General features: G+C 55.2%; 10 protein-coding genes. 1 reads left to right on the top strand and 9 read right to left on the bottom strand.

Going from position 1 to position 12,206, the window contains the following annotated elements:
* Positions 1–18: 18 nt before the first annotated feature.
* The 3 genes from ABDW36_RS11840 to ABDW36_RS11830 form a co-directional block, all read right to left on the bottom strand.
* Positions 19–615, bottom strand: a complete 597-nt coding sequence (locus ABDW36_RS11840) for a sigma-70 family RNA polymerase sigma factor (RefSeq protein WP_343702112.1) — start codon at positions 613–615, stop codon at positions 19–21.
* A gap of 65 nt (positions 616–680) precedes the next feature.
* Positions 681–2,387: an HAD hydrolase family protein gene (locus ABDW36_RS11835; RefSeq protein WP_343702111.1), complete on the bottom strand. Its 1,707-nt coding sequence runs from the start codon at positions 2,385–2,387 to the stop codon at positions 681–683.
* Positions 2,388–2,547: 160 nt separating this feature from the next.
* On the bottom strand, positions 2,548–3,402 hold the full coding sequence (locus ABDW36_RS11830) for an NAD(P)-dependent oxidoreductase (RefSeq protein ID WP_343702110.1): 855 nt from the start codon (positions 3,400–3,402) through the stop codon (positions 2,548–2,550).
* Between the two features lie 77 nt (positions 3,403–3,479).
* On the opposite strand from ABDW36_RS11830, the gene ABDW36_RS11825 reads away from it, so the two are divergent.
* On the top strand, positions 3,480–4,379 hold the full coding sequence (locus ABDW36_RS11825; protein ID WP_343702109.1) for a DMT family transporter: 900 nt from the start codon (positions 3,480–3,482) through the stop codon (positions 4,377–4,379).
* Positions 4,380–4,484: 105 nt separating this feature from the next.
* Here ABDW36_RS11825 and ABDW36_RS11820 read toward each other — a convergent pair whose 3' ends face one another.
* From ABDW36_RS11820 to ABDW36_RS11795, 6 genes are all read right to left on the bottom strand, one after another.
* Positions 4,485–4,904: a PIN domain-containing protein gene (locus tag ABDW36_RS11820; protein ID WP_343702108.1), complete on the bottom strand. Its 420-nt coding sequence runs from the start codon at positions 4,902–4,904 to the stop codon at positions 4,485–4,487.
* Entirely contained in the window at positions 4,901–5,152 is a 252-nt protein-coding gene (locus tag ABDW36_RS11815) for a DUF6364 family protein (RefSeq protein WP_343702107.1), read from the bottom strand. Before ABDW36_RS11815 ends, ABDW36_RS11820 begins: the two co-directional genes overlap by 4 nt.
* Positions 5,153–5,228: 76 nt before the next feature.
* On the bottom strand, positions 5,229–6,341 hold the full coding sequence (locus tag ABDW36_RS11810) for a DUF4838 domain-containing protein (RefSeq protein WP_343702106.1): 1,113 nt from the start codon (positions 6,339–6,341) through the stop codon (positions 5,229–5,231).
* 31 nt (positions 6,342–6,372) lie between these two features.
* Positions 6,373–7,062: a carbohydrate-binding family 9-like protein gene (locus ABDW36_RS11805; RefSeq protein ID WP_343702105.1), complete on the bottom strand. Its 690-nt coding sequence runs from the start codon at positions 7,060–7,062 to the stop codon at positions 6,373–6,375.
* Positions 7,063–7,066: 4 nt separating this feature from the next.
* Positions 7,067–8,791 (bottom strand): RagB/SusD family nutrient uptake outer membrane protein, encoded by a 1,725-nt coding sequence (locus tag ABDW36_RS11800; protein ID WP_343702104.1) that lies wholly within the window; start codon positions 8,789–8,791, stop codon positions 7,067–7,069.
* Positions 8,792–8,801: 10 nt separating this feature from the next.
* Positions 8,802–12,182, bottom strand: coding sequence for a TonB-dependent receptor (locus ABDW36_RS11795; protein ID WP_343702103.1), 3,381 nt, complete (start codon positions 12,180–12,182; stop codon positions 8,802–8,804).
* Between the last annotated feature and the right edge of the window lie 24 nt (positions 12,183–12,206).

Raw genomic sequence — 12,206 nt, 5'->3', positions numbered from 1 at the left:
TGCCTGGAAAAAAATTTTTTATTGCAGCAAAAGCAGGCCCCAGAGAGTGATGAGGGCGCCTGAAGGGTTATTGGCCAGCGTTTTGCGGAGGGTGGCAATGGCCTGTACAATGTAGCTCTTGATGGTAACGCGGGAAAGGCCCATGGTAACGGCAATTTCTTCATGGCGCATGCCTTCGAAGCGGCTGAGCCTGAAAGCTTTCTGCTGCTGGGGCGGCAATTGCTGTATGGCGCGGAGAATAGTTTGTTCCAGCTCCCTCACCTCCGTTATTTCATCTGCCCGGCGGCCGCCCTCTTCCCTGAAGCAGTCCAGTATGTACCGTTTGTAGGCATCGCCGGAGGCCAGTTTGCGGAAACGGGTGTAGATCATATTACGGGCGGTGATGAAGAGGAAACCTTCCAGCTTTTCTACGGTAGGCAGCGATGCCTTTTTTTCCCACAGCACGGTAAACACGTCTTGCGCTACGTCTTCCGCCAGGGTGGGTGATTTGGTCAGCAGCAGGGCGGTGGAATAAACAGCGTCCCAATAGCGTTCAAATACTGCCTGGTATGCCTGCTCGTCTCCGGAAGCAATCATACGCAGCAGTTCGCTTTCGCTATGTGGAACTTTTTGCATACCTGTAGAACGGAATTTTTTCGATTTTGGTGACGCTGTCAGGTTAAAAGTACTAAAAAAAATAATCACGCGGGCCCGGTATAATATAACTGTATCAGCCGGGTTATTTCGGAGCGTGACCGCAAGGGGTCCTGCTCGGATGTTTCCACCTTCTCTATCCTTTCGGCCAGCGCTTCATCGTTTACGCTCTCCCTCATCCAGCGGGAATAATCCTTTCTTTGCAGGTGGTACGTCCAGGTATCATCGTCCACCCCTTCCGCCAGCTCCATAAAACTTTGCAGGTTGGCCGCCTTCAGCCGCAGCTTTTTTTCCGGGCCGGTAAAAATAAAGCTGTCCGGCCCCATATCCCCGGTGGCGTATTTTCTTTTATGCCGCTGCAATACCTGTTTGGGAACGGGTGTTCTTACGAGGAAAGGCGCTTCTCCCAAAGAACGCGGCCATACCATCACTTCTCCTTTCTGCAGGCCTGCGTCCGGGATCAACGGCTGCGCATCACCGGTAATGGCCGCAAAGCTGTTCAGCGTCTCTTTCGGGTCTTCTCCCACGGCAATAACGGTGCTGGTCTGTTCAAGCAGCGATTTGTGGAGCAGCTTGGGCTGGGTGGTAATGGCCACAAAGTTGCAGAGCGCGGTGAGCGTGGCAAAGGTATTCGGGTTGGCCGTTTCCGGCGCCAGATGATGCGCTTCGTCCAGCAGCAGCCAGTGCGGCCGGCTTTTGCGCTGCTGCAATGCGTGGATGTTCACCAACAGTTGCTGCAGGAACTTTGGTTTCTCCGCCATGGACAAAGCCAGCGTACAGGCTATCACACTTTGCCTGGGCTGTTCCAGCAATTGCATGACGGCTTCAATAGCCGGCGGCTGCTGCGTATCACCGATCACCACGGCGCCTTCCAGCTCCAGGTAATCTCCTTCGGGGTCTACCATGCAGAACTGGTAGCCATGTTGTAGCAAAACTTCCATAAAAGCGGCGGTAAGTGTGGTTTTTCCGCCCCCGCTGCTGCCTGCCAGCACAATGCCGTTGCCGTAAGGGCTCAGCTCAAAGGGCTCACCGTCAAAGCGGTCTCCCAGGTTGAGATGATGGCGACGCAGCTGCTCGTCTAACGACAGCAGATCGTCTTCCCGGATGCGCTCTATCAGCTGTATAACGCCCGCGCCATGGTCTGCGGGCGTCACCCAGTCGCTGATCGCCTGCAAGGCCGGCAGCGCGTTGGCCACACTGACCGCGCATTCCGCAGATTGCAGCAGGGCGGTATCGTTTTCTGCGTCTCCCACCGCCACCACGTTGTGGGCGGAATAGCCCAGCGCGTCCAGGGCCGTTGCCAGCCCTTTGGATTTATTGATGCCCGGCGGCAATATCATCACCGCGCCTTTGTTAAAAATGATCTGCCGCTCCATGCCTGATTCCCTGATCACTTCCAGCACCGTTGCCTGGTGCGGCTCCCAGGTGGCCACTATCACCCGCCCGGCGGAGAGCGGGGTTACACCGCGCCTGGCCAGCTCTTCTACAAATTCCGGCGGCGGCGGGTCTCCCAGCCTGGTTTCTTCGAGCGTGTCGGGGGCATATAACAAAGCCCCATTCTCCGCAACCACCAGGTCAAAAAGGATATGTTGGGGAAAAAGGGCTTTCAGCTCGTCCAGCTCGCGGCCGGTAACCAGCAGCAGCACACGGCCGCTGGCCTTGAGCGCTTCCAGGGAGGCCACCACTTCATCGGGCACAAGGCCGTGATGGGCGATGGTGCCGTCATAATCGGTGGCTAATACACGGTATCTCATGCCAGCTGTATCGCACGAATTGTACCAACAACATCAGGAAAATGCGGCCGGCGGCGCCGCCATTGCACAGGCCATCATCCCTCAATTACCTGCAAAGCCTTCCGCGGAACAACCGCATAGTAAGCTTTACAATTCCCGGGGCGCTTCCCCGCAAACCGTTTTACCTGTCTGCTGCATCTTTCGCAATCACCGTCCAGTCACTGTTGCCAAACCCTTTCTCTATCCAGCGGTCCATTTCAGCGGCAATGGCCGGTATCACCGTGAGTGCGCCGTTGCCCTGCACGGTGTTCATAAACAGCTGTGTGTCTTTCCGGGCCATGGCCAGCTCCCAGGAGGGTTTGCTGTAGTCTCCGCTGGTCATGCGCTGCAGGCGGGCGGCTATCATGTTGGCGGGATTCCATGCTTCAAAGAGGGCGTTGATGTCCTGCACGGGAATGTGGAGCGCCTTGCCCAGGCTAAGAGTATCCGAGAGGCCGGCGGTGAAGGCCACGAGGAAGCAGTTGCCGATGAGCTTCATGCCCGCCGCCTTACCTTCTTCCGGGCCGAAGTTGAGCACCTTGCCGGTCATTTTGTCCAGCAACGGCTGTACTGCTGTGATCACCTCCTGGTTGCCGGATACCAGCATAAAACCGCTGCCTTCCCTGGCGTTGGCCGGGCCCATGAATACAGGCGCATGCAGGTAGGTGAAGCCGCGTTCTTTCCAGTCTCTGGTGCGTTGTATGGCGCCCGCGGCGGAAGTGGTGGTATGGTCAATGATCACCGCGCCCGGCTGCAGGCCAGGCGCTGCGGCCGCCAGCACTTCATTCACACTGTCATCGTCCCGCAGGGTGAGATGCACATAGTCCGCTCCCTTCACCGCGTCTGCCGCAGCGCTGAACACACGCGCCCCCAAGGCCTCCAGCGCCGCGGCCTTTGCCGCGCTACGGTTCCATACCTGTACCTGCTCTCCCCTGTCCAGCATAGCCTTTACAAAGTTTGCGCCCAGCAGGCCCGTACCCAAAAATGCTTTTATCATGGCTGTATTTTTTCTTTAAAGTTAATGAATCGGATTATTTGCATGCAGCGGGGATTTGTTATATTACATATTACCATATGGAAAAACACTCCCGCGCCGGCCGCATCGGCGGCCTTCTCAGCATTATTTTCGTGATGCTCATCTGGGGCAGCTCCTTTACCGTTACCAAAATAGTGGTGACGGAAGTGCCGCCCATACTGTCTGCCGGCATCCGCAACGTGGTAGCCTGCCTGGCGTTGCTGCCCTTTTACCTGGCGCGGCGGCGGAAGGTGAAACAGCCTCTTCCGTATAAACAGCTGGTGTGGATGGGACTGGCCGGCACTACCTTTTATTACTTCTGCTTCAACACGGGCATGAAATACGTGGCCGCCTCTACCGGCGCACTGATAGAAGGGCTGGTACCGGTAGCCATTGCCGTGCCTGCCGCACTGATACTCAAAGAGCACCTGGCCAAAACCACCATTGCAGGTATTCTGCTGTCTGTTGCGGGCGTTATACTGGTGGGTTTTGTAGGCAACCCGGAAAAATCTTCCAACGCCCTGCTGGGCAGTTTCCTGATCATAGGCGCCGTTTGCCTGTGGAGCGTGTACACGCTGCTGGCACGCAGCCTGAAAGATACAGACACTGTGCTCATCACCACGGTCAGCACCTTCATTGGCACCGCACTCTCGCTGCCAGTTCCGCTTTATGAAGTATACCAGCACGGCATGCCGCCCATACCGCCGAAGGCCTGGGCGGGCATTGTATACCTGGGCGTATTTGCCTCCGCCCTCGCCTACTTTTTATACAACAAGGCACTGGAAAGCCTGCCCGCTGCGCAAGTGGGCAATTTCCTGAACCTGAACCCGGTGATAGGAGCGCTGATCGCTTTTATTTTCCTGAAAGATAAACTGACCGCGCTGCAGCTGGCGGGCGGGGTGCTGGTGCTGGCGGGCATTATACTGAGCAGCCGGCAGCGGCGGGAACAGGCGGAATGACGAAGCCCCTGCGTGTAGTGAAACACACAGGGGCTTATTACTGGAAAAATTAAAGTCATACTGGCCGCCAAACGATATCAACCGTGCTTTAATCAAGCCTGATTTTCATGTCTGCAAAAAGGCCACAGCCTCGGCAGGGGACATAACCGGCAACTCGCTGCTTTTGAAATCCTTGGCATTACGTGTTACCAGGGCATCAATGATACCCAACTCCAATGCGCAGAAGTACTGAATCGCGTCCTCAAAATCTTTAAACTTTCCCTCCAACGCCTGCCGGATTATTTCTTGCGTTACAGGAGCAATGAAGGTCATTTTCTCCAACTCCTTCAGCAATCCGATAGTACGCGTATCTTTCAGTGTTTGGCTCAACACATACCATATATTGTTGAAAGACAAGGCGCAAATATATACTTTGCAGGTACCGGCAACTGCGGCATCAAACAGGTAGGCTGCATCTGTAGCAAAAGGTTCCCTGCCGGCCAGGAAATCAATAACAACGTTAGTGTCCAGAAAAATATGTTTCACTTGCCGTATTTTTTTGCCAACGCCTCTGCCATAGCCTTTTTATCGTTGAAATCTTCCGGCAATTGAACAGCCCCTTTCAACCTGGCAACCTGGGGAGCATGTTTTTTGGGCCCTCTTTGTGCTGAAGCAGTAAGCGCCCGTAAATAACTCTCCACTATACTGGATAAGCTCTGGTTATGAGCATTTGCATAACTTTTAGCCAGATGGATTACTTCATCCTCTATAGTTAAAGTGAGTTTTGTCGTCATAATACACGTGCTTTTCTTATTGTAAAGATACGTGTAAAATCCATACCGGCAAAACGGCATTTTCTGGCTTTTACTCCTATTGCCTCACACCATACTCTTTCAATATCTTCCCATACTCCTTTACAAACGCCAGGTCTTTGTACGTTTCCTTGTATTGACCGTCTATGTACACCGCAAAAGTGGTGATATGACGGATGCCGGCATCTGCATACGTCTTCACGTCTGCACTGCAAACCGCAGGGTGCCAGTCTACCTGCCTGGCCGGTTTTTTCCATTTGCTCTGCAGCGATACGTCCAGCCAATACTCCAGCACCTGTGCGGTGGCCACGGGGAAAACAGCGAGGTTGTCATGGAGCAGCTGCATAGTTTCCCCATGCGTAAGGCGGCCGCCATGGCCCTGTTTGGGCGCATCCACACCGGCGGCGGCGTCAGACAGCGGCCTGTTCCATTGCCGGTAAATGGGCGCAAACTCCAGGAAGATGCCTTCTTCCGGCTTCACGTTCTTCGGCGGCGGCATGGTGTTGACATACGCCAGGTGCGCCAGCGTAGCCCGCGGGTCTTTTTTCCGCAAGGCCCTGAGCATGGCGTTCTCAATAATGAGGGCCTGGTCTGTATCGGAGTAGCCTTTGCACTGCGGGCATTTGCACATGGGCACCGCATCATCTATCCAGTAAAAATAACGGCCCGTGGTAGGCGTGAGCACGGCGGCGTATTTCACGGCGTTCTCTGCAATAACGTTCAGCGCGGGGGTGGAGCTTACGCAGCAATTGTAGTCAGGCACCCTTGTACCCTGCTCGTTCATGCGGAACATCTCCGGGTTTTTAGCGAACAGGTCACGCGGCAGCAGGTCATGCATGGAATGCAGTTCATGCTCTACTTCAATATTGTATTTTTTGCAATCTGCCAGGAATTGCTGCCCTTTGGGAGATTGAATAAAGGCGGATACCTGTGAGGGGGTGATGTGGGTGCCAATGGTGGTAAGGCCGGCATCTCGCGCCAGCAAAGGCCAGTTCAGGGTTTCCAGGTCTTCCGTGGCCAATACCACGCCTCTTGTTTTCAGGCCTTCGTACGCGGCAGGCCCGGCCATGGCCCTGCTGATCAGCGAGGGCAGCAGCAGGGCGCCCATGGCGGGAGCGGTACGGTTGAGGAACGTTCTTCTGTTGATCTTTTTGTTGTTATATAACTCCATGTTGATGTTGTTTGATGTTAAAAAATGCGCGTCAGAACCGGAAGATGCCGAACGCGGAAGGAATGTGGAAATCAGGGTCGGCCGCCTTGGGCATTACCCATGAGAACCACGTGAACCCGGCCGTTGCCTGCTCGCTGTTTTTCTCTGCCCTGAACACACCGGCATATACACTGGCGCCTTTCATATCCCCTTCCCTGCCGGCCAGTGTTTTAAAGAAACGCAGGGGAATGCGGCCGGACACATAATATCCTTTGGCGTGCGGCGCGGCGGCCACTTCCAGCCCCTCCAGGTCCCAGGTGTCGTCAAACTTCCGGTAAAAAGCGGCCTTGTAATCCAGCACCTTGCCGTAGGGAGACAGTTCCAGGCAGAAGTATTCCCGCAGGGTGGTGTCTGCGGCAAAGAACATTTCCACCCGGTCTCCCTTCGCCACGGCTATTTCGGTGCTGTTGTCTACCGTTACCAGCAGCTTGTCTTTCACCAGGAACCTGAAATAAAAATACTGGCTGTCATACCCTGCGCGGAAACGGGTATCCCCTTCCTTCCGCTGCTCCCAGGGGGCGTGCAGCGGTTTTATTTCGCGGCAGTAGTCCCACGCTTTGTGGCCGGGACGTTTAAAATCTATCTGCCTGCCTTGCAGGGAATTGACGGTGTATTGCGGCAGGGTGTCCGTTTTGCCGGGCATCAGCCACAGGCAGCAGTGTAAAATCAACCAGTTGACCATATGTTTATTTTCTCGGCCAGCCCGGGTTCTGGGCCAGCTTTTCGTTTAGTGACAATTCGTAGGCCGGCAGCGGCAGCAGGTAATCCCGCTCTGGTTTGAACTGGTAGCCGTTAACGAGAGACAGCTTGTACGGATCTATGTAACCCGCGGCATCCAGCGGTACGTCTGTACCGGGCGGATAGTCGGCGCTGATGAATTTAGCACCTTTAGGGCGTTTGTTCACCAGCAATTCATGCGCGCGCCAGCGCAGGAGGTCTTGCAGCCGGAAACCTTCGCAGGCCAGCTCCACCCTTCTCTCCCGCCTCACTTCGTTGATGATGCCGCTGAGGCCGGGAAAATCCCAGGCGGGGTCTGCCTCTATGGCTGCTATCACCAGCGGCGGCATGCCGGCCCTGCTTCTCAGCTGGTTGATGCTTGCATCAACGTCTGCCTGCGTGAGCGTGCCCAGCTCCGCTTTGGCTTCGGCATAGTTGAGCAGCACTTCTCCCAGCCGGAAAATAATGGGCGCGGTGGTAGACATAAAGTCTCCCTGCTGCAGCGTTTTATCCGGGTATGCGCCTTTTTTGATCTGGTAGCCGGTAACGTCTCTTGAATCTCCACCGAGGTTAACGGCTGCACGCTGGAATTTTGAAAGCGTGTCCCCACCGCCGCTATAGTCGATGGTGATGGGGTCTCCGGGTACAAAGATCAGCTGATGCAGGCGGGGATCGCGGTTTTTCACTACGTTGGCCAGGCCGTTGTCTCCCTGGTATTGCTGGCTCAGGCTGATGGGTTTTCCATCTGTACAGAGATAGCTCTGCACCAGTGAAGCGGAAATACCGGTGTTGCCGGCCAGGATGGAAAGGTAGCGCTGCCCGTTGTGAGAGGTGACGCCCAGTTTGTACTTTCTCCAGAAAATCACTTCGCTGTTGCCGGAAAGGTCTGACTGGTTGAACAGCAACGAATAGTCTTTTTCAGGATGCCCCTGGTTGTATACGGCAAACTTCTTTTCATCTATCATGGTTTTGGCGGCGGCGGCGGCCTGCTCCAGGTATTTGGCGGGGTTGGCGCCCTGCGCGCCGTAAGGCGTGCCCTGGTGATATTTTTCCCAGGTGCCTTCATACAAGGCCACGCGCGATTTGAAGGCCAGCACCACAGAGCGGTTTACGCGGAAGAGCGGCGCGGTCTCCTTGTCTTTCAGCAGGGCAATGGCCTGGTCAAGGTCTTTGAGAATATTATCTGCAATGATGTTCCGCGGTTGCCGTTCGTTGTACAGCTCCGGTGAATTGGTGGCCAGCGGCTTGTCTATCCACGGCAGGTCCCCAAACTGCTGCAGCAATTCAAAATAGAACCAGGCGCGGAAAAAATACCCCTCGCCCAGGAAGTGGTCTTTATCTGCCCCGCCGGGCACTGCGGGCGCCTGCTCCAGGAAGAGGTTCACCGCGCGGATGTTGCCCCAGTTCCAGCCGCCGCCTGTTACAGGCAGTACGGATAAACCCGCCAGGCGCAGATTGTACAGGCCGGGCACCATGTTGTCACTATTATTGTCTGCCCAGTATGGGCCGGCGTCATGACTGCCCCATTGCGGCAGCGAGCCGTACAGGTTGTTGAGGTACACCTCCAGGTCTCCCGTGGTTTTCCAGAACTCCGGCTGGGAGATCTGGTTCAGCGGGCGTTTGTCCAGGAAATTATCGTTACAGGAACAAACCAGCAGCATCATGATTACACCAATATGATAAAACAGCTTCATGATAATAGTTTTAAAGTTGAACGGTTAGGCCGAAGGAGAGGATGGCGGACAGCGGATAGATCTTGCCCTGGCCATAGGTGCCGAAAATACCTTCCGGGTCAAACATGCCTTTGATCTTCGAGAAGGTCAGCAGGTTCTCTCCCGTGAAATATACCCGCGCACGTTTCATGGCAACGGCGCGCAGCCAGTGTTCCGGCAGGTTGTATCCCACCTGCACTGATTTCAGCCTTAAGTACGCGGCGTTCTGCAGGTAGAGTGAAGACACTTCCCTGTTCTTGGCGCCTTCCGCGCTGAAATACGGGCGCGGATAATACCCGTTGCGGTTGCTCTCGCTCCAGTAATCCAGGTGCTCTTTAAAAGTGCTGTTCTGCCATACGTCTCCCAGCTGCCCCCAGAACACATTGCCGTTGAACCATACATCCCTCTTGCCTACGCCCATCCAGAACAACGACACGTCCAGGTCTTTCCAGGTGGCGCCCATGAATACGGCGTAAGAATACCGCGGCGTGGAGTTGCCGATGATCTTGAGGTCTCCATGGTCACTCAGGGTACGGTTGCCGTAATTGATCACCCCGTCTCCGTTCAGGTCTTCATACTTCACATCACCGGGGTGCCAGTTGGCGTAGAACAGGGATTGTTTGGCGTGTTTGTCCACTTCGTCCTGCGACTGGAAAAGCCCGTTGGACTGGAGGCCCCAGATATCGCCTTCGTACTGCCCTTCGTAGTTGCTGGAGAGTGTTTTATTCGGGTTGTTCCACTTCGTGATCTTCACCCGGTAGTCAGACAGCGTTACGCGCAGGTTGTATTTCACGGCGCCTATCCGGTCATTCCAGGCCAGGGAGGTTTCCCAGCCGGTGTTCAGCCTTTCGGCGTTGTTTTCCAATGGAACAGTGGTGCCCAATACGCCCGGCAGCGGATAAGAAGTGCCCAGCATGTTGTACACCCTTCTTCTGAAGTAGTCGAAGTTCACCTCCAGCCGGCTTTTCAGCAGGTTGGCGTCAAAGCCCACGTCCATGGTGCGCACCGTTTCCCAGGTTAGGCCGGCGCTTACCAGCCCCGGTGCGCCTATGCCAATGGGCCGTGTTTCCCCTATTACCCAGTTGGCCTGCTGCGTAACCGGCATAATGGGCAGGTAGAGGTAGTTGGCTACGTTCTGGTTGCCCAGTGAACCGTAAGAGCCGCGCAGCTTCAGGTAGTCTACGAAAGACGAGAGCGATGACCAGAAGGGCTCGCTGGAAATACGGTAACCGGCGGAAACGGAAGGAAAAAAGCCGGAGCGTTTGCCTTCCTCAAACCGTGACGTACCATTGCGGCGCGCGTTCAGCTCCAGCAGGTATTTTTCCTTGTAATCATAGTTGATGCGGAAGAAAGTGCCCTGCGTGGCCCAGTGGTAAATATTGTCACGCACGTTCATATCTCCGGTGGCGGTGGTGATAGAAGGAACGTTGTCTGTAATGAGGCGGTTGCGCAGGCCGTACAGGCTGTTGAAATACTGGTATTCCCGCTGGAAGCCCAGCAGCGCTTTCATGTTATGATGGCCCAGCTTTCTTTCATAAGACGTGGAGAGGTTGTACGTCCAGTAGTTGTCCGCATCACTGGTTTGCGCATAGTCATTGGGCGTTCTGGTATCGAAGGCAACGTACTTGTCTCCCGTAGGGCCGGTAGCATATACCAGGGAGTGATGGGCCGTGTTAGTCATGCTGGCGTTCTTCCAGGAATAGTCTCCCTTGATGAACCAGTTCTTTACCGGCTCCAGCGCGCCTTCCAGCCGGAGCCACAATTCGTTGTTCACGTAAATGTCCCGCCCGCCGTTCTCATACACATTGATCCTTGACATTTCGCTGTACTCCCCGTTGGGATACTTCACCGGGTCTGTAGCGTAGCGGCGCGTAAGATCGTGCCACATCACGCTCCGTACCAGGCCGTAACCGTCATTCGGGTAGTCAGACACTGCGCGGGCGTATTTGGTGAGGAAGTTCACCTGCGCCCATTTCGTGATCTTCGTATTCAGCTTGGCGTCTATGTTATAACGCTTGTAACTTTCGTTGCCGTACCGCATTTGCCCGCCATGGTCATACAGGCCGGTGGAAAGGTAATAGGTGAGCCCTTCCTTTCCACCATCTACCGTGAGGTTATGCCTTTGCCGGAAGCTCCATTTTTCCACCAGCTCATCATACCAGTTGGTGCTGGCGTTGGCGTATTCATGTTTCCCCCATTTGCCCGGGTCCAGCGGGTCTGGCGCGGTACCGGGCGTGTTAACAGGGTCATTCATATATTGTTTGATCTTTTCTATCACATCGTTGGAGAAGAAAGGCGCAATGCCGGAGTTTTTGGTGGCATCGTTCCAGGAGTTGGCCAACTCCAGGCCGTTGGCCGGTTTGGGCAGGCGGATGGGCGTTGCCCATTGCAGGCTGGTGTTATATGTAAGGCGCGGCTTGCCGTCTCCGGAGCCGCCTTTTTTAGTGGTGACGAGTATTACACCATAAGGCGCGTAGGCGCCGTAGATGGCGGCGGAAGAAGCGTCTTTCAGCACGGAGATAGATTCGATGTCACCAGGGTTGAGCTGGTTGATGTTCATGGGCATACCGTCTACCAGCAAGAAGGGCGAGCCCATGCCGCGGATATTGAAGTTCATGCTGGCGTCCGGCTCACCGCCTGTATTATTGGTGGTGATATTGAGGCCCGGAGAAACGCCTTGCAGCAGCTGTCCTACGTTACCCTGCGGGCGGGACTCTATTACTTTGCTGCTGATGCTTTCCACCGCGCCGGTGAGGTTCGCTTTCTTTTGCGTGGCGTAGCCGGTTACCACCACGTCATTCAATGAAACGTTGGCGCGCAGCAGCATGATCACGCCCAGGTTGCTGCTTTTGCCCGTGGGCACTTCACGCGGCTCAAAGCCCACCGACGAGAACACCAGCGTAGCCGTCTCCCCCGGCAGCTTCAGCGTAAAGCGGCCGTCCGTGCCGGTGGCGGTGCCCAGCGTAGTGCCTTTCACCGTTACGCTCACGCCGGAGAGCGGCACGTTCTTTTCATCCGCCACAATGCCCGTCACTTCCCGGCTTTGCTGTACAGGCGCCGTTTCCGGCAGTGGAAGTGTTTTGCGGGGCCTGATCACCACCGTTCGGCGGATGATGGAATAGGTGAACGGCTGGTTGAGGAAACAGATGTCCAGCGCCTTTTCCAGCGGCGCGTTCCTCACGTCTACGGTCACTTTACGGGCCTGTTGCAGCCAGGTTTCGTCAAAGAAAAAAGAAAAGCCCGTTTGTTCAGTGATCAGGGAGAAGACCTTTTGCATAGACACGTCTTTCTCCGAAATAGTGACCTTCTGCGCCTTTACCGAGGCGTTGACCTGGAGGCATAAAACAAATGAAAAAAGGGCTGTTAACTTCATACACAACAGCATTTTGGTTGATGC

The sequence above is a fragment of the Chitinophaga sp. genome (assembly GCF_039596455.1).
Lineage (GTDB): Bacteria > Bacteroidota > Bacteroidia > Chitinophagales > Chitinophagaceae > Chitinophaga.
This window is presented reverse-complemented; position numbering and strand designations above follow the sequence as displayed.

Bases quoted from the DNA above. Each gene is read 5' to 3' on its own strand.
- ABDW36_RS11805 (WP_343702105.1), bottom strand. From the start codon at position 7,062: ATGGTCAACTGGTTGATTTTACACTGCTGCCTGTGGCTGATGCCCGGC.
- ABDW36_RS11800 (WP_343702104.1), bottom strand. From the start codon at position 8,791: ATGAAGCTGTTTTATCATATTGGTGTAATCATGATGCTGCTGGTTTGT.
- ABDW36_RS11825 (WP_343702109.1), top strand. From the start codon at position 3,480: ATGGAAAAACACTCCCGCGCCGGCCGCATCGGCGGCCTTCTCAGCATT.
- ABDW36_RS11830 (WP_343702110.1), bottom strand. From the start codon at position 3,402: ATGATAAAAGCATTTTTGGGTACGGGCCTGCTGGGCGCAAACTTTGTA.
- ABDW36_RS11810 (WP_343702106.1), bottom strand. From the start codon at position 6,341: ATGGAGTTATATAACAACAAAAAGATCAACAGAAGAACGTTCCTCAAC.
- ABDW36_RS11840 (WP_343702112.1), bottom strand. From the start codon at position 615: ATGCAAAAAGTTCCACATAGCGAAAGCGAACTGCTGCGTATGATTGCT.
- ABDW36_RS11815 (WP_343702107.1), bottom strand. From the start codon at position 5,152: ATGACGACAAAACTCACTTTAACTATAGAGGATGAAGTAATCCATCTG.
- ABDW36_RS11795 (WP_343702103.1), bottom strand. From the start codon at position 12,182: ATGAAGTTAACAGCCCTTTTTTCATTTGTTTTATGCCTCCAGGTCAAC.
- ABDW36_RS11835 (WP_343702111.1), bottom strand. From the start codon at position 2,387: ATGAGATACCGTGTATTAGCCACCGATTATGACGGCACCATCGCCCAT.